18 protein-coding genes and 1 pseudogene are annotated in these 19723 nt (G+C 57.1%); 12 read left to right on the forward strand and 7 right to left on the reverse strand.

The window, feature by feature from the left end:
* Positions 1 to 298 precede the first annotated feature (298 nt).
* The gene (locus tag AUC61_RS16330) at positions 299 to 550 is read right to left on the reverse strand and encodes an Lpp/OprI family alanine-zipper lipoprotein (RefSeq protein WP_027902232.1); all 252 of its coding nucleotides are present in this window, start codon (positions 548 to 550) and stop codon (positions 299 to 301) included.
* A 605-nt stretch (positions 551 to 1155) separates the two neighbouring features.
* Here AUC61_RS16330 and AUC61_RS16335 point away from each other — a divergent pair.
* Positions 1156 to 1437, forward strand: coding sequence for a GNAT family N-acetyltransferase (locus AUC61_RS16335; RefSeq protein WP_122664603.1), 282 nt, complete (start codon positions 1156 to 1158; stop codon positions 1435 to 1437).
* A gap of 73 nt (positions 1438 to 1510) precedes the next feature.
* Here AUC61_RS16335 and AUC61_RS16340 read toward each other — a convergent pair whose 3' ends face one another.
* On the reverse strand, positions 1511 to 2587 hold the full coding sequence (locus tag AUC61_RS16340; protein WP_162874239.1) for a 3-deoxy-7-phosphoheptulonate synthase: 1077 nt from the start codon (positions 2585 to 2587) through the stop codon (positions 1511 to 1513).
* Between the two features lie 243 nt (positions 2588 to 2830).
* Here AUC61_RS16340 and AUC61_RS16345 point away from each other — a divergent pair, with 243 nt between their 5' ends.
* From AUC61_RS16345 to cysB, 5 genes and pseudogenes are all read left to right on the forward strand, one after another.
* Positions 2831 to 3166 (forward strand): YbbN family protein, encoded by a 336-nt coding sequence (locus tag AUC61_RS16345; protein ID WP_243247260.1) that lies wholly within the window; start codon positions 2831 to 2833, stop codon positions 3164 to 3166.
* Positions 3167 to 3204: 38 nt separating this feature from the next.
* Positions 3205 to 4161, forward strand: a complete 957-nt coding sequence (locus tag AUC61_RS16350) for a putative 2-dehydropantoate 2-reductase (RefSeq protein WP_243247261.1) — start codon at positions 3205 to 3207, stop codon at positions 4159 to 4161.
* 8 nt (positions 4162 to 4169) lie between these two features.
* Positions 4170 to 4256: pseudogene (locus tag AUC61_RS16355) on the forward strand (5'-nucleotidase); the annotation flags it as partial.
* Between the two features lie 93 nt (positions 4257 to 4349).
* Positions 4350 to 4862, forward strand: a complete 513-nt coding sequence (locus tag AUC61_RS16360) for a universal stress protein (protein WP_243247262.1) — start codon at positions 4350 to 4352, stop codon at positions 4860 to 4862.
* Positions 4863 to 4984: 122 nt separating this feature from the next.
* Positions 4985 to 5959 carry an HTH-type transcriptional regulator CysB gene (gene cysB / locus AUC61_RS16365; protein WP_122664599.1) on the forward strand — a complete coding sequence of 325 codons (975 nt, stop codon included), beginning with the start codon at positions 4985 to 4987 and terminating at the stop codon, positions 5957 to 5959.
* A gap of 136 nt (positions 5960 to 6095) precedes the next feature.
* Here the strand turns inward: cysB and AUC61_RS16370 are convergent, their stop codons facing one another.
* Entirely contained in the window at positions 6096 to 6830 is a 735-nt protein-coding gene (locus AUC61_RS16370) for a phosphoadenylyl-sulfate reductase (RefSeq protein WP_243247263.1), read from the reverse strand.
* Between the two features lie 132 nt (positions 6831 to 6962).
* Between AUC61_RS16370 and thrH the strand changes: the two genes are divergently transcribed.
* The gene (gene thrH, locus AUC61_RS16375; protein WP_243247264.1) at positions 6963 to 7580 is read left to right on the forward strand and encodes a bifunctional phosphoserine phosphatase/homoserine phosphotransferase ThrH; all 618 of its coding nucleotides are present in this window, start codon (positions 6963 to 6965) and stop codon (positions 7578 to 7580) included.
* A gap of 85 nt (positions 7581 to 7665) precedes the next feature.
* Here thrH and pabB read toward each other — a convergent pair whose 3' ends face one another.
* The 4 genes from pabB to rloA form a co-directional block, all read right to left on the reverse strand.
* The gene (gene pabB, locus AUC61_RS16380; RefSeq protein ID WP_243247265.1) at positions 7666 to 9018 is read right to left on the reverse strand and encodes an aminodeoxychorismate synthase component I; all 1353 of its coding nucleotides are present in this window, start codon (positions 9016 to 9018) and stop codon (positions 7666 to 7668) included.
* Positions 9019 to 9125: 107 nt separating this feature from the next.
* The gene (locus AUC61_RS16385) at positions 9126 to 10103 is read right to left on the reverse strand and encodes an alpha-L-glutamate ligase-like protein (RefSeq protein ID WP_243247438.1); all 978 of its coding nucleotides are present in this window, start codon (positions 10101 to 10103) and stop codon (positions 9126 to 9128) included.
* Positions 10103 to 11656, reverse strand: a complete 1554-nt coding sequence (gene rloB / locus AUC61_RS16390) for an osmotic stress tolerance membrane protein RloB (protein WP_122664595.1) — start codon at positions 11654 to 11656, stop codon at positions 10103 to 10105. The genes AUC61_RS16385 and rloB overlap by 1 nt, the downstream gene beginning before the upstream one ends.
* Before the next feature lie 4 nt (positions 11657 to 11660).
* On the reverse strand, positions 11661 to 12197 hold the full coding sequence (gene rloA / locus AUC61_RS16395) for a retropepsin-like aspartic peptidase RloA (RefSeq protein ID WP_122664594.1): 537 nt from the start codon (positions 12195 to 12197) through the stop codon (positions 11661 to 11663).
* Positions 12198 to 12532: 335 nt separating this feature from the next.
* Between rloA and AUC61_RS16400 the strand changes: the two genes are divergently transcribed.
* The 5 genes from AUC61_RS16400 to prpF all read left to right on the forward strand — a co-directional run bounded on the left by AUC61_RS16400 (position 12533) and on the right by prpF (position 19510).
* Positions 12533 to 13285, forward strand: coding sequence for a GntR family transcriptional regulator (locus AUC61_RS16400; protein ID WP_243247266.1), 753 nt, complete (start codon positions 12533 to 12535; stop codon positions 13283 to 13285).
* Positions 13282 to 14175, forward strand: a complete 894-nt coding sequence (gene prpB, locus AUC61_RS16405) for a methylisocitrate lyase (protein WP_243247267.1) — start codon at positions 13282 to 13284, stop codon at positions 14173 to 14175. Before AUC61_RS16400 ends, prpB begins: the two co-directional genes overlap by 4 nt.
* Before the next feature lie 133 nt (positions 14176 to 14308).
* Complete coding sequence (prpC, locus tag AUC61_RS16410) at positions 14309 to 15436, forward strand: bifunctional 2-methylcitrate synthase/citrate synthase (RefSeq protein ID WP_243247268.1); 1128 nt, start codon at positions 14309 to 14311, stop codon at positions 15434 to 15436.
* Between the two features lie 158 nt (positions 15437 to 15594).
* Complete coding sequence (gene acnD / locus AUC61_RS16415) at positions 15595 to 18189, forward strand: Fe/S-dependent 2-methylisocitrate dehydratase AcnD (RefSeq protein ID WP_243247269.1); 2595 nt, start codon at positions 15595 to 15597, stop codon at positions 18187 to 18189.
* A gap of 139 nt (positions 18190 to 18328) precedes the next feature.
* Complete coding sequence (gene prpF / locus AUC61_RS16420; RefSeq protein WP_243247270.1) at positions 18329 to 19510, forward strand: 2-methylaconitate cis-trans isomerase PrpF; 1182 nt, start codon at positions 18329 to 18331, stop codon at positions 19508 to 19510.
* The last annotated feature ends 213 nt before the right edge of the window (positions 19511 to 19723 follow it).

The raw sequence follows: 19723 nt of genomic DNA on the forward strand, positions 1-19723 counted from the left end.
ACGCAGCAAGGTCGGATTATGGGCATGCCGAGCCTAGGCGAGGCACCCAGTGGTGGGGCAAGAGCGTTTTGGTTACTTTTGTCTGGGCCGGCTTCCGGATCCATCAAAAGTGAGGCGCTGTAAAAGCGCAACCAATATCAGCCGTTACCTAATAACGGATATGCTCACACAAACCACAAACCACAAACCACAAACCACAAACCACAAACCAGAACCAAACGACCAAACCCCAGCCAATAAAAAAGCCGACCCGGATAACCAGGTCGGCTTTCTTGCAACAACAATCCCGAAGGGATTATTACTTGCGGCTAGCCTTGTCCAACATACGCAGAGCGCGCTCGTTGGCTTCGTCAGCAGTTTGCTGAGCTTTTTGAGCAGCAGCCAGAGCTTCGTCAGCTTTGCGATACGCTTCGTCAGCGCGAGCTTGCGAACGAGCAGCTGCGTCTTCGGTAGCGGTCAGGCGAGCTTCGGTTTCTTTGGAAACGCTGCTGCAACCGGTAGCCAGAACTGCTGCCAGAGCCAGAGCAGAAAATTTCAGAGCGTTGTTCATTGTGTTCCCCTTCAAGGACTTTTTTTCAAATTAGTCATCTCTCGAAAATGAGAAAATGACCGGCGTACATAGTACCCACTGTTTGTAGTAAGTAAACTGACGAAGCGCAAGAAGCGGTAGATTTTCTGCGCTTTGAAAGTGTTCCGCGTTACTTCCCACCGGTTTTGTATGAAAAGTATCCAGCTGTCCTGGCGGTTGCCTGCGCAGCCCCTGTAGCCAGAGGCTTGCGGGCAACAGCCCGACAGTTGTAAACGAGGATCGTCTACCCCGTCAGCGGGTGTCCATTGGCGCTTGGTATATGCCGAACATACACATGTTTAGCTTACGTCGAGGTGACTTTCAATTCACCCCGACGTCTCAATCGACAAGCTCCGGCAATGTTCAGTTCAACGCTCTGATCAATCAGATGTTCGGTCGCGGCTTTTTGCGGTCGATACGCTTGAGCATATTCCCAAATGACGCCTACTATTTGCAGGTGCTCTTTTGTTGGGATCAGCAAAGCTCTTCTCGGTGTCCAAAACAGGCACGGGGTGGCGTAGATGTTCCTTCGCCGGAAAAACATCGGTAAGGTAGGGGTCAAATTCCAAGACCCGCGAGGAGTAGTGATGAGCGAGGCGTTGTCCATCCACCATGATGAGACCGGTCACCAGTTTGAAATCAGCATTGACGGTCACCGTGCTTACCTGACCTACATGGACCTGGGTAAGCAGACTCTGGATATCTACCGGACCTTCGTCCCCAATGCTCTGCGGGGCAGGGGGATTGCCGCTGCGCTGACTGAGCAGGCGCTCGACTATGCCGACAGCATCGGCTACACGGTCATACCGTCCTGCTCTTATGTAGAACGCTACATGGAGCGCAACCAGCGTCAGGCCGCCAAGATCTGAAACGGGTCCTGTTTCAAGCAGGCACTCAGAAAAACGCCGAGCATTTGCTCGGCGTTTTCGTTTCTGCTGCTGATCAGCCGCGTTGGCGTTTCGGCAGTACGTCCTTGAGCTTGGCATGCATGCTGCGCAAGGTTTTTTCGGTGCTTTCCCAATCGATGCAGGCATCGGTCACGGATACGCCGTATTGCAGTTCCGACAGATCCTTGGGAATGGCCTGACAGCCCCAGTTCAAATGACTCTCAACCATCAGGCCGATGATCGACTGGTTGCCTTCCAGAATCTGGTTGGCGACGTTTTCCATGACCAGTGGCTGCAGGGCCGGGTCTTTGTTGGAGTTGGCGTGGCTGCAGTCAACCATGATATTAGGCTTGATCTTCGCCTTGTTCAGCGCCTGTTCGCACAGGGCAACGCTGACCGAATCATAGTTGGGTTTACCGTTGCCGCCGCGCAGTACGACGTGACCGTAAGCATTGCCTTTGGTGGTCACGATGGACACGCCACCTTCCTGATTGATGCCCAGGAAACGGTGCGGGCTGGAGACCGATTGCAGTGCATTGATAGCAACGGTCAGGCCGCCGTCGGTGCCATTCTTGAAACCCACTGCCGAAGACAGACCCGAAGCCATTTCCCGGTGAGTCTGAGACTCGGTGGTTCGTGCACCGATGGCCGACCAGCTGATCAGATCCTGCAGGTACTGCGGGGAGATCGGGTCCAGCGCTTCGGTAGCTGTCGGCAGGCCCATTTCAGCCAGGTCGAGCAGCAATTGACGGCCGATATGCAGGCCGTCCTGAATCTTGAATGAGTCGTCCAGATACGGATCGTTGATCAGGCCTTTCCAGCCCACGGTGGTGCGAGGCTTCTCGAAGTAGACGCGCATCACCAGATACAGTGTGTCGGAAACCTCGGCAGCCAGCGCCTTTAGGCGCTCGGCGTATTCGTGCGCAGCCTTGATGTCATGGATCGAGCACGGCCCGATCACGATGAACAGGCGATGATCCTTGCCGTCGAGAATGTCGCGTACCACTTCACGGCCCTGGCTCACTGTTTTCAGTGCAGCGGCGGTGAGCGGGATTTCACGCTTGAGCTGATCCGGCGTGATCAGTGTCTCGTTGGAGGAAACGTTGAGGTCGTCAATCGGTAAATCAGCCATCGTGCTACTCATCAGGTCGCGTATGCCGGCCGCCAACGAACCCCGTGGGGCGAAGCCAGGCATGATTGAGCGAAACGGGGGACCGAACCTTAGCGCGTTAGGCCTTGCCGATACAATGGGCAAACGCTGCTTTATCGAGCAGCACGGACTATTGGTGGTCGGTTTACGCGTCTGCGGTGTGTTGCCACCATTTGCAAGCTGCCGTGCGGGCAACGATAGTGTTCGCCTTGATCGGGGGTGTATTTGAATCAGCTTGAACTTAGCGACTTTGATGTCGACCAGCAGTTATTGCAGCTACCTGGCTCTTCCTTGCTGATCTTTACCAGCGTCGGCTGCGCCAGTTGTCGTTACGCCCGGCAACAGCTGCCATTACTGGATCTAGGTATCGACCGGATATGCTGGATCGATGCTGCCGACAGCGGCGGCGCGGTGGCGCGTTATGAGGTGTTTCATTTACCTGCGCTCTTCCTTATCAGTGATGGGCAGTTTTACGGCGCGTTGCGTACGAAACTGACCCGGCAGGATCTGCGCCAGGCAGTGGCGGGTGCCTTGGGTCGCGAGCCTGACGAGCTGCCTTGAATTCGACGCGGCTACACAGTCTTTACAGGAGGTATCACATGAAGGGTGAATTGAAGCAGCCACGGATCGGCATTATCGGCACTGGGGCCGTCGGTGGTTTTTACGGGGTGATGCTGGCTAAAGCCGGGTTTGATGTGCATTTTCTCTTGCGCAGCGAGCTGAGCGCAGTGGCACGCGAAGGGCTGCATGTTCAAAGCGCAGTGCATGGCGAGCTGGTGCTCAATCCGGTTCAGGCTTATTCCAGTGCCGCAGATATGCTGCCATGCGACTGGCTGCTGATTGGAGCCAAGTCCACTGCCAATGCAGCGCTGGCGCCCGCCATCATTCAGGCGGCCGCGCCGGATGCCAAGGTGTTGGTCTTGCAGAACGGTCTGGCCGTAGAGGACAGCTTGCGCGCCAGGCTGCCTGACACCCTGCATTTGCTGGGTGGTTTGTGTTTCATCTGTGTGCATCGTTCTGGCCCCGGCAAAGTAGTGCATCAAGCGCTGGGCGGCGTCAATCTGGGCTATCACAGTGGACCGGCCGCTGATGACGTGGCTCGCCAGACAATCGTCGAGCAGGGCGCAAGCCTGTTTCATGCAGCAGGTCTGAACTCCGAAGCCATGACCAATCTGCAGCAGGCTCGCTGGCAGAAACTGGTCTGGAATATTCCTTACAACGGCTTATCAACCTTGCTCCAGGCTGGTACCACGGAACTGATGACGAACACTGATACCCGTGCATTGATTCTGGCGCTGATGGATGAAGTGGGGCGAGGCGCGCAGGCGTGCGGTCACGTATTGCCTGAGGGCTATGCGCAAAACCTGTTCGCCATGACCGAGAAGATGCCGGATTATCACCCCAGCATGTATCTGGACTATCAGGCGCAGCGCCCGCTAGAGCTAGAGGCTATCTATGCCAAGCCGTTGAGTGCCGCAATGCAGGCAGGATGCGATATGCCTCAGGTGCGCATGCTGTATCAGGCTCTGGCGTTTCTCGATGCACGCAATCGCTGAACCTTCAGGATCAGCCCGGTCACTGCGAGAAGGCTCGTGATGTGGTCTCTACCGGACAGGTGCCCCATGGCATCAGTAACGAGCTGAAGGCTTGACGGCAGCGGCCTGCAGGTAATTGCCGTCGCAGTCGTTTGTGCGCTGCTAAGCTGAATCCATCTCCGCCATTCTGGCTGTTCGGGAGGATGCACATGATTCGTTCGATGCTGTATGCCACAGACCTTGGTCTCTATGCGCCCTATGTTATGCAGCACGCGCTGGCACTGGCTCGAACATTCAAGGCCGAGCTCTATGTCGTGCATGTGGTGGAGCCTATGGGGTTGTTCGCTGAGTCGGTGCTGCAAAGCTATCTGGGTGAAGATGCGCTTAAAGATCTTCGCAGCCAGGGTCTTAATTCGGTCATGGAGGGGATCGAGCAGAAGGTCCTTGATGGATTTCGTGACGAGTTGGGGGCGGATCATCAGGATCTGGCACTGATCAGTACCGTCCGCGTGGTACAGGGCGATCCGTGCAATATGATTCTGGAGCAGGCGGATGAGCTCAAGGTGGATTTGCTGGTGGTTGGCAGCCATAGCCGAGGGGCGGAAACCACCACGCCGATAGGTCGCACGGCGGCACGGGTTCTTCAGCTCTCGCAGGTGCCGGTATACATGGTGCCGGGTTGTACCAAAAGCGTGCGTACGTCCAACGGGCTCACCGATTGAAATCGTGCGTGCCTTTATCGCCTAAAGATGATAAAAAGTTCTAGCTAAGTCGTCCTGACCATTAATCCAGTTATATACCGTCGCAGATGCCCTCGGGCGTCTTCCTGCTTTGAGGGATTCATATGAAGCTTCAACAATTGCGCTACATCTGGGAAGTGGCGCACCACGACCTCAACGTTTCCGCGACGGCTCAGAGCCTTTATACCTCTCAGCCTGGCATCAGCAAGCAGATCCGCCTGCTCGAAGATGAGTTGGGTGTTGAGGTTTTTGCTCGCAGTGGCAAGCACCTGACCCGCGTTACCCCGGCCGGTGAGCGCATCATTACCACCGCCGGAGAGATTCTGCGCAAGGTTGAAAGCATCAAGCAGATTGCCCAGGAATTCTCCAACGAGAAGAAAGGCACGCTATCGATCGCAACCACGCACACTCAGGCGCGTTATGCGCTGCCGCCGGTGATCAGCAATTTCATCAAGCAATACCCGGACGTGTCGCTGCACATGCATCAAGGTTCGCCGATGCAGATTGCGGAAATGGCTGCAGATGGCACGGTGGATTTCGCCATTGCGACAGAGGCCCTGGAGTTGTTCGGTGATCTGGTGATGATGCCGTGCTATCGCTGGAACCGCTGCGTTGTGGTGCCCCATGGTCACCCATTGACCAAGGTGCCCAAGCTGACGCTGGAGCTGCTGGCTGAATACCCGATTGTGACCTATGTGTTCGGCTTTACCGGCCGCTCCAAGCTGGACGAAGCCTTCAGCCATCGCGGTCTGACGCCGAAAGTCGTGTTTACCGCTGCTGATGCTGACGTGATCAAGACTTATGTACGTTTGGGCCTGGGTGTCGGCATCGTTGCCAAAATGGCCGTCGATACCAAGCTGGACAACGATCTGGTCATGCTTGATGCCAGCGATCTGTTTGAATCAAGCGTCACCAAAATCGGTTTCCGTCGCGGTACTTTCCTGCGCGGCTTCATGTGCGACTTCATCGAGAAGTTCGCTCCGCACCTGACCCGTGAAGTCATGGCCAAAGCGATCCAGTGCCACAATAAGCAGGAGCTGGAAGAGCTGTTTGACGGAGTGGAATTGCCGGTGCATTGATTGTCGTTCAGGCACCCTTTATCTGTAGCCGCTCACGAGCATTGCGAAGCAGCGATGGCGTACTGTCTGATACAACGCTATCGCGGCATCGCGGTGCTCGTGCGCTCCTACAGATCCTATGTGTTACAGGTTGGCATCACACCTTGGCGATCAGATTCCCCGAGTGCAATCCGCACTCTTTCTGCGTCGCTTCTTCCCACCACCAACGACCTTCGCGCTCATGCTGGTTCGGCAGCACCGGACGTGTGCAAGGCTCACAGCCAATACTGATGAAGCCACGCTCGTGCAGGCTGTTGTAGGGCAGTTCGAGCATCCGGATATAGCCCCAGATTTTTTCGCTGCTCATCTGTGCCAACGGGTTGAACTTGTACAGGGTGCGCTCGGGTGTCGAGAATGCGCTGTCGATTTCCAGTGCCGCCACCTGGCTGCGGGTGCCAGGGCTCTGGTCACGACGCTGACCAGTTGCCCAAGCCTTCACGCCAGATAGTTTTCGGCGCAGTGGTTCGATTTTACGCACGCCGCAGCATTCACCATGACCGTCCCGGTAAAAGCTGAACAAGCCCTTTTCCTTGACGAACGGTTCGAGCTTTTGCTGATCCGGGGTCATGATCTCGATATCGATTTTGTAATGCTCGCGAACCTGCTCGATAAAGCGATAGGTCTCCGGGTGCAGGCGACCCGTGTCCAGGCTGAACACCTTGACGTTTTTGTTCAGTTTCCAGGCCATGTCCACCAGCACCACGTCTTCGGCGCCGCTGAACGAAATCCACAGTTCGTCACCGAAGTGCTGGAAGGCCAGTTTGAGAATGTCCTGGGCCGACTTGTTGGCGTAGGTCGCTGCAAGTTCGGCGACATCGAAGGGTGTGCTCATCAGGCGGTTTCCTAAATATGGCGCTTAGGCGCTCGTAATGAGGCGAATGTTAACAAAATCCTTCAGCGAATTGGCCGGTTTGCCATGCATCGTCTAGAGTGCGGTCTCTTTTTTGAATGCATGGAGCGTGCTGTGGAAATTGCCTGTCTGGACCTGGAAGGTGTGCTGGTCCCGGAGATCTGGATCGAGTTTGCCGAGAAGACCGGCATTGAATCGCTACGTGCAACGACCCGGGATGTTTCTGATTACGATGTGTTGATGCAGCAGCGGTTGCGCATTCTTGATGAGCACGGCTTCAAACTGTCAGACATTCAGGAGGTGATCAGCACCTTGCAGCCGCTGGAAGGTGCCATCGAGTTTGTCGACTGGCTGCGAGAGCGCTTCCAGGTGGTGATTCTTTCTGACACGTTTTACGAGTTTTCCCAGCCACTGATGCGCCAACTCGGTTTCCCGACATTGTTGTGTCACCGGCTGGTCACTGATGAAACGGGGCGAGTGGTGAGTTATCAACTACGTCAGAAAGACCCCAAGCGTCAGTCGGTGCTGGCACTCAAGAGCCTGTACTACCGGGTCATTGCAGCGGGGGATTCGTATAACGATGTGACAATGCTGGCCGAGGCTGATGTCGGCATTCTGTTTCATGCGCCTGACAACGTGATCCGCGAATTTCCGCAGTTCCCGGCAGTGCAGAGCTTTGATGCGTTGAAGGCAGAGTTCATCAAAGCGTCGAATCGGGATTTGAACATATAGATGCATTTTTTGTAGGAGCTGCCGAAGGCTGCGAGGCATTTATCCTGGTGCACCGCCTTCGCAGCCTTCGGCAGCCCCTACAGGATCAGAGGAGCATCATTTTTTCCAGGGTATCCAGCAAAACCCGCACTTTGGTAAACGATTCCTGATATTCCGCCTCGCACTCCGAATCGGCAACGATGCCGCCGCCAGCCCAGCAGGAGACCCTGCCGTCTTTAAGCAGCAAGCTACGAATCGCGATGGAGCTGTCCATTTCGCCGCGCACATCCAGATACATCAATGATCCGCAATAAATGCTGCGCCGGGTAGGCTCCAGTTCATCGATGATCTGCATCGCGCGTATTTTCGGCGCGCCGGTGATGGAGCCTCCGGGAAAGCTGCCCGCGATCAAGTCCAGTGCGTCGTGATCATCCGCCAACTCGCCCACCACACTGCTGACCAGATGGTGCACGTTGGGATAGCTTTCCAGGCTGAACAACTCAGGTACTTTTACTGAGCCGATCCTGCAACTGCGGCCCAGATCATTGCGCAGCAGATCGACGATCATCAGGTTTTCCGCGCGATCCTTGGTGCTGGACAGCAGTTCTTGCGCGTAGGCTTGATCTTGCGCAGCGTCCTGGCCGCGAGGGCGTGTGCCTTTGATGGGGCGGGTCTCGACGTGGCCATGGCTGACCCTGACAAAGCGTTCAGGTGAAAGGCTCAACACCGCATCGCCCCCCGGCAGTGCCTGGTATCCGGAAAAGGGCGTCGGGCAGGCGTGGCGCAACGCGCAATAAGCCGTCCACGAGTCGCCTTGGTATCGGGCCTGGAAACGCTGGGTGAGATTGACCTGGTAACAGTCGCCTGCCTGAATGTAGGCCTGAATCTTTTCGAAGGCGGCACGATAAGCGTCGGCATTGATCGACGGTGCAAATTGACCTTGCAGGCCGAAGATGCCTGACCCGGACTCATGCGGTTGGCTGAATAGCTCAGTCAGCCGCTGACGCTCGCTATCCACCAGCGATGGATGAAACACCAGTTGGCTGGTGTGCTGCTGGTGATCACTGATCAGCGCCCAGGCGTACAACCCCAGACGCGCATCGGGAAGTTGCAGATCATCAAGCGCCGCACCGGATTGCGCTTCCAGACGGCGACCGAAGTCGTAACTCAGATAGCCGATCAGACCACCTGCAAAAGGCAGCTCGCAGTCCGAGGGTAATTGGGCGTGACCCAGGTTGTTCAAGCCTGTGCGCAAGCGCTGGAAAAACTCACTGCCGGTTTCTCTGGCGTCCGGCAGGAAGGTCTGCACAGGCCAGGCACTCAGCAGATCGAAGCGTCCACGTTCGGCAATGGGGCGGCCGCTGTCCAGCAGCACTGCGCCCGGCGCGTGGCGGATACGTTGAAACCAGGCTGCCGGGTCGGGGGAGTAGGGCAGCGGATAGAGTGAGCAATCAGGCATTCGAGAGTGTCGGTTCGGAGCGCGGGGTGGGGATTGTAGTCCTCCGTCGGGGCCACTCCTAGTGGAGCGTCGGAATCGCCCTTCACATGACGCGTGTATCCAGCTTTTTATTGTGGCGGTACGTGACCGAACAACTCCTGGACAAACTGCAAGCGCTGTTCAGGTGTTTCCTGTTCGCCGTTGAGCGCCAGTTGTTCCAGTCTTGCTTCGACAGCCTGGGTCCTGTGAGTCAACCCGCAGTCGTTGGCGATCTGAATATTCAGGCCGGGGCGGGCGTTGAGTTCGAGGATCAGCGGCCCGTGCTCCTGGTCGAGCACCATGTCGACGCCGATATAGCCCAGCCCACACAGCTCATAACACTCGGCAGCCAGTTTCATGAAGCCATCCCAGTTCGGTAGCTGTACGCCGTCCACTGCGTTGGTGGTGTCCGGGTGCTTGGTGATGATGGTGTTCAGCCAGGTGCCGCGCAGGGTAATGCCGGTGGCGAGGTCTACACCCACGCCAATAGCGCCCTGATGGAGGTTGGCTTTGCCGCCGGACTGCCGGGTTGGCAGGCGCAGCATGGCCATTACCGGGTAGCCCATGAGCACGATGATGCGGATGTCCGGCACGCCTTCGTAACTGATGCTTTTAAAAATCTGATCCGGGGTGACCCGGTATTCGATCAGCGCCCGATCCCGGTGACCGCCCAGGGAGTAAAGGCCGGTGAGGATGCTTGACACCTGATGCTCGATTTCCGAGTGGCTGACGATGCGCCCGGAAACGGTACGATAGCGCCCCTCGAAACGGTCAGCGATGACCAGAATGCCGTCGCCGCCCGCGCCCTGAGCGGGCTTGATCACGAAATCGCTGCGACCACCAATGATCTCGTCGAGCTTGTCGATTTCTTTCTCGGTGGAAATGACCCCGTACATTTCTGGCACATTGATGCCCGCGGCAATGGCCCGTTCCTTGGTGATGATCTTGTCATCGACAATCGGATACAGGCTGCGCTTGTTGTACTTGAGCACGTAATCGGCATTACGCCGGTTGATGCCCATGATGCCCCGGGCTTCCAGGGCCTTCCAGGTTTTCCAGAGGCCGATCATTTGGCTTCTTCTTGTTTGGATTCTTCCTTGAGGAAGGCCTTGAAACGGACCAGTTCAGTCAGGCGATAGCCGCGATAGCGACCCATTGCCAACATGAAGCCCACCAGAATCAACAGCACTGCCGGGAAGGTGAAGACAAAGTAGATCAGCTCCGGCACGCTCATGATGATGTGCGCCAGGGAGGCGGCGAACAGCGTGCCGATGGCGACTTTCATGGCATGACCGCCACCCCGTTCTTCCCAGGTAATCGACAAGCGTTCAATGGTCATCGTCAGAATCACCATCGGGAACAGCGCCACAGAGAGACCGCGCTCCAGGCCGAGCTTGTGGCTGAGTACGCTGATGGCTGCAATCAGTACCACCACGAACGTCAGGACCACCGACAGGCGGGGCAGCATTTGCAGCTTCAGGTGTTCCAGATAAGAGCGTAAAGACAGGCCGAGCGCGGTGATCACTGTGAACAGGATGATGCCAAAGCCGAGCTGGGTTTCCCTGAAGGCGAGGGCGATCAATACCGGCGTAAAGGTACCTAGCGTTTGCAAGCCGATCAGGTTGCGCAGGACCAGAATCACCAGCACACCAATCGGGATCATGACCATGATCATGAACGTCTGTTGGGTTTCCAGCGGCAGACCATACAACGAATATTCAAGAAAGTCGGCGTCAGTGCTGGCGTCGGTCAACTGAGCCAGACGGATCGCGTTCATCTCGCTGTTGTTGAGGCTGAAGGTGACGACGGCTTTTCTGCCGCCATCGACGGTGATCAGGTTCTCGTCGCCCGTCCACCACAACAGACGATCGTCAGGCAGACCCTTTTCACCCGTGTCCGGATTGAAGTAGAGCCAGTCCTTGCCGTTGAAACTGCGCAACCATAGCTCGGGACTCTGTGGCTGGTCAGCGACAAGGCGGATGGTGTGGACTTTTTCCATCGGTACGTGAGCGATGGACAGCAGCAATTCGGTGATGCGCGCTTTATTGGAGCTGGAGGTATCACCGGCCAGCAGCAATTTCACGTTGTCATCATTGAGGTTGTTGACCCGTTTGATGGCTTCAGTGATGAAGGTTTCAACGTCTGCAGAGTGCTGACGAATAGGGGCAAGCAGCGCTTCGGCGGCGACTTTTTCCGGACCCTCGACGGCAATGCTGTCGCGGAATATCGGCCCTTTGGTCTTCAGCCGTTCTCCGCTATAGCGCTTGGTCAGCACCAGGCGGTAATACAGCGTCTGGTTGCCGGTTGCACGGCGCGCCGACCAGGTCACCTTGCGGTTGCCATCGACACGGTTGACGCTGACCCCGTAGTTATTGGAGATGAAGCTTTCGTTCAGGCTGATGAAGTCTCGCGCCAGCGGCGGGACGAACATCTGGACCTTTACCGAATCCTTATTGTTGTTGGCGACGAATTCGACCTTGGCATCGATATTCCACAGGTCGTCGGTTTCGTCCTCGGTCACCGGGATGCCGAGCGCCAGAATCTGATAGGCCGTGATTGCGATTCCGAGGGTCACCAGGACGCCAATCAGGATTTTCAGATGCAGAGTCAGAGAGCGCATTGGTTTACTCGGTGGTTTGAGCAGTGATTTCACAGCCAGGCTTGCCCGCTGCGTACTTAAGGCTTGGGTCGACCAGCGCATCAAAGCGTTTCAACGCCTCGGAGCCGATCAAAAGCGGGTATTGGAAAGCACTTCGGTCGGTCAAGTTCACTTCTATCGTGCGTAAAGATGCACCCATGCACACATCAAGGCTGATAACCGGGCGCGCGGTGTACTTTTTATCATCGTCTGCATCGTAATCATCGGCGCGCCGTTTGATCTTGCTGACCCGGGCCAGTGGCCGTTCAATGGGGTGCGCATGGGCATCATCGATAGCCAGATAAAAGCGTACCCAGGTCTCACCGTTGCGCTTGAAATGTTTGATGTCCCGAGCGCTCAGTGAAGCAGTCTTGGCGCCGGTGTCGAGTTTGGCGGCGACTTGCAGGTCGATATCGTTGAGCTGGGCGTACTCGTTCAGACCGTAGACGGTCTTGTCCGCCGCCAGAGCGTTAACGGATAACAGAAGGAGACAGAGCAGGGCGGGAAGGGCTTTGAAAGTCATAGATCCTGGCACATTAAGGGCGGTCATCCAGACGTCGACCCTGAGTCATTTAGTGGCTGGCGCAGTGCTATCACTGACGATCAGCTGGGGCGGCATTCTAGCATGAAGGTACGTCTCGCTCACTGCGATGATCCTGTGAGCACTGCTTCTGTGGGAGCCGGGCTTCCCCGCGATAAGCGCCTCAATATCTAAATGTTGTGGTGCTTTCATCGCGGGCAAGCCCAGCTCCCACAAGCCGTAGCTTGCAATGGTATTGTCGACACCTGCAGGATTTTCTTTGACTGATTGGCGTTGCAAGGCTACTTTTAGCTCAAATAAATTCAATGGTGTCGACAATGTTGGATTCGGCCGAAAGTGCTGCTCCAGTGACAGATGATTCGGAAACGCTTTCCGAAAACGTCTTCCGTCGCATTCAGGCTGCGATTATCAAAGGCGAGATCGCCCCCGGCAGCAAGATTTCCGAGCCTGAACTGGCACGCACTTACGGCATCAGTCGTGGTCCCTTGCGTGAGGCCATCCATCGTCTGGAAGGCCAGCGTCTGCTGGTACGTGTACCGCATGTGGGCGCTCGGGTCGTTTCCCTGAGTCATGCCGAGTTGATCGAACTCTACGAAATCCGTGAGTCGCTGGAAGGCATGGCATGTCGCCTGGCAGCCGAACGCATGACGGCACAGGAAATCGACGAGCTGCGCCAGGTGCTGGACACCCACGAGCGCGACGCAGCCTTTCAAGCGGGCGTTGGCTACTACCAGCAGGAAGGTGATTTCGATTTCCACTATCGGATCATTCAGGGCAGCGGTAATCGCACCCTGACGCAAATGCTTTGCGGCGACCTTTATCAGCTGGTGCGCATGTACCGTATCCAGTTCTCGGCAACGCCTAACCGGCCCCGCCAGGCATTTGCCGAACACCATCGTATTCTCGACGCCATCGCCGACCGTGACGGTGAGTTGGCCGAACTGTTGATGCGCCGTCACATCGCTGCGTCCAAACGCAACATCGAACGGCACTATTTAGATCAGCATTTAGACCCGCATTCAGATCAGCGGCCCCTAGAAAAGCCTGCTCCAACCCGAGGTGAACAATGAATTCCAATAAAACCACTCCAGGCCAGCGTTTTCGTGATGCGGTTGCCAGCGAACAGCCGTTGCAAGTGGTAGGTGCGATCAATGCCAATCATGCGTTGCTGGCCAAGCGCGCCGGGTTCAAGGCTATTTATCTATCCGGTGGCGGAGTGGCTGCCGGATCATTGGGGATTCCCGATCTGGGGATTACCGGTCTGGATGACGTACTGACTGACGTACGGCGTATCACCGATGTCTGCGATCTGCCTTTGCTCGTAGACGTCGATACGGGGTTTGGCTCTTCGGCCTTTAACGTGGCACGCACCGTGCGCTCGATGATCAAGTTCGGCGCGGCGGCGATCCACATTGAAGACCAGGTGGGAGCCAAGCGTTGCGGCCATCGCCCGAATAAAGAAATCGTTACCCAACAGGAAATGGTCGATCGTATCAAGGCCGCAGTCGATGCTCGCACCGACGACAGTTTCGTGATCATGGCCCGCACTGATGCACTGGCAGTGGAGGGGCTGGAATCAGCCCTTGAGCGTGCGGCTGCGTGTATCGAAGCGGGTGCCGACATGGTCTTCCCGGAAGCCATCACCGAGCTGGACATGTACAAGCTGTTTGCCTCCCGGGTCAAAGCGCCGATTCTGGCCAACATCACCGAGTTTGGTGCCACACCGCTGTTCACCGTGGATGAGCTGCGCAGCGCCGATGTTTCTCTGGTGCTCTATCCTTTATCGGCATTCCGCGCCATGAACAAGGCGGCGGAAAACGTCTACGGCGCGATTCGCCGGGATGGCAGCCAGAAAAATGTGGTCGACACCATGCAGACTCGGATGGAGCTGTATGACGCAATTGATTACCACACCTTTGAGCAGAAGCTCGATGCGCTGTTTGCGCAGAAGAAGGGGTGATTTTCCTGTAGGAGCTGCCGAAGGCTGCGATGGCGGTATGTCAGGATGAAAGCTTCGCAGCCTGCGGCAGCTCCTACAGAACATGATGATCTGAATTGCCAAATCCCTAAAAAATCCAAGATTGGAGAGAGCAATGGCTGAAGCAAAAGTATTGAGTGGCGCTGGCCTGCGTGGCCAGGTTGCCGGACAGACTGCCTTGTCTACCGTGGGCCAGACCGGTGCTGGTTTGACCTATCGTGGCTACGATGTGAAAGAGCTGGCCGCCGAAGCCCGTTTCGAAGAAGTTGCCTACCTGTTGCTGTACGGCGAATTGCCGACTCAAGCGCAACTGGACACGTATCTGGCGAAGCTGAAAAAACTTCGCGACCTGCCGCAAGCCTTGAAAGAAGTGCTTGAACGAATTCCGGCCGACACGCATCCGATGGACGTGATGCGTACTGGCGCGTCAATGCTCGGCACCCTGGAGCCGGAAACCGGCTTCGAGCAACAGCGCGATTCCACCGACCGCCTGCTCGCCGCGTTCCCGGCGATCATGTGCTACTGGTACCGCTTCAGTCATGACGGCAAACGAATCGATTGCGTGACTGACGAAAACTCCATAGGCGCGCATTTCCTGCACCTGTTGCTGAACAAGAAGCCGAGCGAGCTGCACTGCAAGGTCATGGACGTGTCGCTGATCCTTTATGCGGAGCACGAATTCAACGCGTCGACTTTCACCGCGCGTGTGTGCGCATCGACGCTGTCCGACCTGTTTTCGTGCATCACCGCGGCCATCGGTACATTACGTGGTCCATTGCACGGCGGGGCGAATGAAGCGGCGATGGACATGATCGAGAAGTTTGGCTCGGCCGAAGAGGCGGTCAAAGGCACCCTCGGTATGCTCGAGCGCAAAGACAAGATCATGGGCTTCGGCCATGCGATCTATAAAGAGTCGGATCCACGCAACGAAGTGATCAAGGGCTGGGCGAAACAGCTGGCTGACGAAGCGGGCGATACCGTGTTGTATCCGGTGTCCGAAGCTATCGACAAAACCATGTGGGAGCAGAAAAAGCTGTTTCCCAACGCTGACTTCTACCATGCGTCTGCGTACCACTTCATGGGCATCCCGACCAAGCTCTTCACGCCGATTTTCGTCTGCTCGCGCCTGACTGGCTGGGCTGCGCATGTCTTCGAGCAGCGCGCCAACAACCGCATTATCCGGCCCAGCGCCGAATACGTCGGCGTTGAGCAGCGCAGTTTTGTGAGCATAGAAAAGCGCTGACCGTAAACGTTATTGCTGACCCAACACTGGACTTGTAGGAGTGAGCTTGCTCGCGATAACGGCAGATCGGTTGATAAATTATCGTCTGACATGACGCTATCGCGAGCAAGCTCACTCCTACAGTAAAAGCACTCCAAATTAGGTAGTTGTCCTGCGCCATGAATTCAGAACACCGCAAACCCTTGCCCGGCACTTCACTGGATTACTTCGATGCCCGTGAGGCGGTCGATGCGATCAAACCGGGTGCTTATGACGGCTTGCCCTATACCTCGCGCGTGCTTGCGGAGAATCTGGTGCGGCGCTGCGATCCGGCAACCCTGAGTGCCTCCCTTGAGCAATTGATCGAGCGCAAGCGCGATCTGGACTTTCCCTGGTTTCCGGCGCGTGTCGTGTGCCATGACATCCTGGGTCAGACCGCGCTGGTAGACCTTGCGGGGTTGCGTGACGCCATTGCCTTACAAGGGGGAGACCCGTCGCTGGTCAATCCCGTGGTGCCGACGCAGTTGATTGTCGATCATTCTCTGGCGGTCGAGCACGGTGGCTTCGAGGCGGATGCTTTCGAGCGAAACAGGGCCATTGAGGATCGACGCAACGAGGACCGTTTTCACTTCATCAACTGGACCAAAAAAGCCTTCAAGAACGTCGACGTGATCCCGCCCGGCAACGGCATCATGCACCAGATCAATCTGGAGCGAATGTCGCCGGTGGTGCACGCGCTGGAGGGTGTGGCGTTCCCGGATACGCTGGTGGGCACTGATAGCCACACGCCCCATGTGGATGCGCTGGGGGTGATCGCCATTGGTGTCGGCGGGCTTGAGGCCGAGAGCGTGATGCTCGGTCGGGCATCGTGGATGCGCCTGCCGGATATCATCGGTGTGGAGTTGGTGGGCAAGCGTCAGCCGGGAATCACCGCGACCGACATCGTACTGGCTGTTACCGAGTTCCTGCGCGCCGAGAAAGTCGTGTCTTCGTACCTGGAGTTTTTCGGCGAGGGGGCTAACGCGTTGACGCTGGGGGATCGGGCGACCATTTCCAATATGACCCCGGAATTCGGCGCGACGGCTGCGATGTTTTACATCGACCAGCAAACGCTTGATTACCTGACCCTGACGGGGCGCGATCCGGAGCAGGTCAAACTGGTCGAGACCTACGCAAAACAGACGGGATTGTGGGCAGACAGCCTGCAAACCGCCGAATACGAGCGGGTGCTGAGGTTCGATCTGTCCAGCGTGGTGCGCAATATCGCCGGGCCTTCCAACCCCCATCGCCGCGTGCCGACCTCCGAGCTGGCGGCCATGGGGATTTCCGGTGTCGTGGAAAACGAACCGGGCCTGATGCCTGACGGCGCAGTAATCATTGCGGCCATTACCAGTTGCACCAACACCAGTAACCCGCGCAACGTAATCGCCGCAGGGTTGCTGGCGCGCAACGCCAATGCCGCTGGGCTGACCCGCAAACCCTGGGTCAAGTCGTCTCTCGCCCCAGGTTCCAAAGCCGTGCAGTTGTACCTTGAAGACGCTGGCCTGCTACCTGAACTGGAAGCGCTGGGCTTTGGTATCGTCGGTTTTGCCTGCACGACCTGTAACGGTATGAGTGGTGCGCTGGATCCGGTTATCCAGCAGGAGGTCATCGACCGCGATCTTTACGCCACGGCAGTGCTGTCCGGTAACCGCAATTTCGATGGGCGCATTCATCCTTACGCCAAGCAGGCCTTTCTGGCTTCGCCGCCGTTGGTTGTCGCGTATGCAATCGCTGGCACCATTCGTTTTGATATCGAGAAGGACGTGCTCGGCATCGATAAAGCGGGCAACCCGGTCACCCTGAAAGATATCTGGCCCAGCGATGAAGAAATCGATGCGGTGGTCAAGGCCAGCGTCAAGCCGGACCAGTTCCGTCAGGTCTACATTCCGATGTTCGAGATCAAGGCGGACAATGGCGAGCAGGTCAAACCCCTTTACGACTGGCGTGCACCGAGCACTTACATTCGGCGCCCACCTTATTGGGAGGGCGCATTAGCCGGTGCCCGTCCTTTGAAGGGGATGCGCCCGCTGGCGGTGTTGGGCGACAACATCACCACCGATCATCTGTCACCTTCGAACGCCATCATGCTCGACAGTGCTGCCGGGGAGTACCTGGCCAAAATGGGCTTGCCGGAAGAGGACTTCAACTCTTATGCGACCCACCGCGGAGATCACCTCACGGCCCAGCGCGCGACGTTTGCCAACCCCAAACTGCTCAACGAGATGGTCCGTATCGACGGCAAGGTCAAGCAGGGCTCCTTGGCTCGCGTCGAGCCGGAGGGTCAGGTCACGCGGATGTGGGAAGCCATCGAAACCTACATGGAGCGCAAGCAGCCACTGATCATCATTGCCGGAGCTGACTACGGCCAGGGTTCATCCCGTGACTGGGCAGCCAAGGGCGTGCGGCTTGCGGGCGTCGAAGCCATTGCTGCAGAAGGTTTCGAGCGTATCCACCGCACCAATCTGGTGGGTATGGGCGTGCTGCCGCTGGAGTTCAAGCCGGGTGTCGATCGGCATACGCTGGGAATTGATGGCAGCGAAACCTTCGACGTGATCGGCGAGCGTATTCCGCGCAGCACCTTGACGCTGGTGATCAATCGCAAGAACGGTGAGCGAGTTGAAGTGCCCGTTACCTGCCGTCTTGATACCGCCGAAGAGGTTTCGATCTACGAAGCAGGTGGCGTTTTGCAGCGGTTTGCGCAGGACTTTCTTGAGGCGGCCGAGGTGGTTTGAATATTGGCAGGCCCTTTTTAAAGGCGACGCAAATTCCCTGTAGGAGTGAACTTGTTCGCGAGGCGTTTCATCAGACAGGCCGCTTCGCCAACAAGTTGGCTCCTACAGGGGGCGGGCTCGCCCACAGGACAACGATTTCATGACTCATAAAGCACAAATAAAAATCCCCGCCACCTATATGCGTGGCGGTACCAGCAAAGGCGTTTTCTTCAACCTTGCCGACTTGCCCGAAAACGCGCAGGTCCCCGGCGCTGCACGTGATGCTTTGCTGCTGCGGGTTATTGGCAGCCCTGATCCCTATGAGAAGCAGATCGACGGCATGGGCGGGGCAACCTCCAGCACCAGCAAAACCGTCATCGTATCGCGCAGCAGTCGCGCGGATCATGACGTGGATTATCTGTTTGGCCAGGTTTCCATCGATAAGCCTTTCGTCGACTGGAGTGGCAACTGCGGCAACCTCTCTGCGGCTGTAGGCCCGTTCGCGATCAGCAGCGGCTTGGTAGACGTCTCGCGTACTCCGCAAAATGGCATGGCGGTGGTACGCATCTGGCAGGCCAATATCGGCAAGACGATCATTGCCCATGTGCCGATGACCGACGGCGTGGTGCAGGAAACCGGCGATTTCGAACTGGATGGCGTGACGTTCCCCGCCGCCGAAGTACGTCTGGAGTTTCTCGATCCGGCAGCCGACGAGGAGGGTGAGGGCGGTTCGATGTTCCCCACTGGCAATCTGGTGGATGAGCTGGCGGTACCGGGTATCGGCACGTTTCAGGCGACTTTTATCAATGCCGGGATCCCGACGATCTTCGTCAACGCACGCGACATCGGCTACACCGGTAGCGAGTTGCAGGGCGATATCAATGGCGATCCGAAAGCCTTGGCGATGTTCGAAGCGATTCGAGCCCATGGCGCGCTGCGCATGGGCCTGATTAAGCATCTGGACGAAGCAGCGACTCGTCAGCACACGCCAAAAGTGGCGTTTGTGGCCGGGCCTGCCGACTACACTGCGTCGAGCGGCAAGCCGGTGGCGGCCAGCAGTATCGATTTGTTGGTGCGTGCGATGTCCATGGGCAAACTGCACCACGCCATGATGGGCACTGCTGCGGTAGCCATCGGCACGGCGGCCGCGATTCCGGGCACGCTGGTTAATCTCGCCGCAGGCGGAGTGGAGCGCGAGGCCGTACGTTTTGGGCACCCCTCGGGCACATTGCGGGTAGGTGCTCAGGCACAGCAAATTAACGGTGAGTGGAAAGTCACCAAGGCCATCATGAGTCGCAGCGCCCGGGTGTTAATGGAAGGGTGGGTGCGGGTTCCCGAGTAACACACGACCTGGAACTGCCCTCCGGGTTGTCTCGCGGCAAACATGCGGCCTGTAGGAGCTGCCGAAGGCTGCGATTACGGTGTGTCAGCGTGAATGTTTCGCAGCCTTCGGCAGCTCCTACAGAAATGCATTTCAATCAAGTAGCTTGAATATTGTTTGAAAAGAGCTGCCGAAGGCTGCGAAGCGATCAACCCTGAATCACCGCTCTTGCAG

The sequence above is a fragment of the Pseudomonas maioricensis genome (assembly GCF_022790535.1).
Lineage (GTDB): Bacteria > Pseudomonadota > Gammaproteobacteria > Pseudomonadales > Pseudomonadaceae > Aquipseudomonas > Aquipseudomonas maioricensis.

Excerpts from the sequence above, each read along its gene's own strand:
- rloB (WP_122664595.1), bottom strand. The coding sequence starts at position 11,656 with ATGCGCTCTCTGACTCTGCATCTGAAAATCCTGATTGGCGTCCTGGTG.
- prpF (WP_243247270.1), top strand. The coding sequence starts at position 18,329 with ATGACTCATAAAGCACAAATAAAAATCCCCGCCACCTATATGCGTGGC.
- AUC61_RS16350 (WP_243247261.1), top strand. The coding sequence starts at position 3,205 with ATGAAGGGTGAATTGAAGCAGCCACGGATCGGCATTATCGGCACTGGG.
- AUC61_RS16370 (WP_243247263.1), bottom strand. The coding sequence starts at position 6,830 with ATGAGCACACCCTTCGATGTCGCCGAACTTGCAGCGACCTACGCCAAC.
- pabB (WP_243247265.1), bottom strand. The coding sequence starts at position 9,018 with ATGCCTGATTGCTCACTCTATCCGCTGCCCTACTCCCCCGACCCGGCA.
- cysB (WP_122664599.1), top strand. The coding sequence starts at position 4,985 with ATGAAGCTTCAACAATTGCGCTACATCTGGGAAGTGGCGCACCACGAC.
- AUC61_RS16335 (WP_122664603.1), top strand. The coding sequence starts at position 1,156 with ATGAGCGAGGCGTTGTCCATCCACCATGATGAGACCGGTCACCAGTTT.
- acnD (WP_243247269.1), top strand. The coding sequence starts at position 15,595 with ATGAATTCAGAACACCGCAAACCCTTGCCCGGCACTTCACTGGATTAC.
- prpB (WP_243247267.1), top strand. The coding sequence starts at position 13,282 with ATGAATTCCAATAAAACCACTCCAGGCCAGCGTTTTCGTGATGCGGTT.
- rloA (WP_122664594.1), bottom strand. The coding sequence starts at position 12,197 with ATGACTTTCAAAGCCCTTCCCGCCCTGCTCTGTCTCCTTCTGTTATCC.
- AUC61_RS16340 (WP_162874239.1), bottom strand. The coding sequence starts at position 2,587 with ATGGCTGATTTACCGATTGACGACCTCAACGTTTCCTCCAACGAGACA.
- AUC61_RS16400 (WP_243247266.1), top strand. The coding sequence starts at position 12,533 with ATGTTGGATTCGGCCGAAAGTGCTGCTCCAGTGACAGATGATTCGGAA.
- AUC61_RS16360 (WP_243247262.1), top strand. The coding sequence starts at position 4,350 with ATGATTCGTTCGATGCTGTATGCCACAGACCTTGGTCTCTATGCGCCC.
- prpC (WP_243247268.1), top strand. The coding sequence starts at position 14,309 with ATGGCTGAAGCAAAAGTATTGAGTGGCGCTGGCCTGCGTGGCCAGGTT.
- AUC61_RS16330 (WP_027902232.1), bottom strand. The coding sequence starts at position 550 with ATGAACAACGCTCTGAAATTTTCTGCTCTGGCTCTGGCAGCAGTTCTG.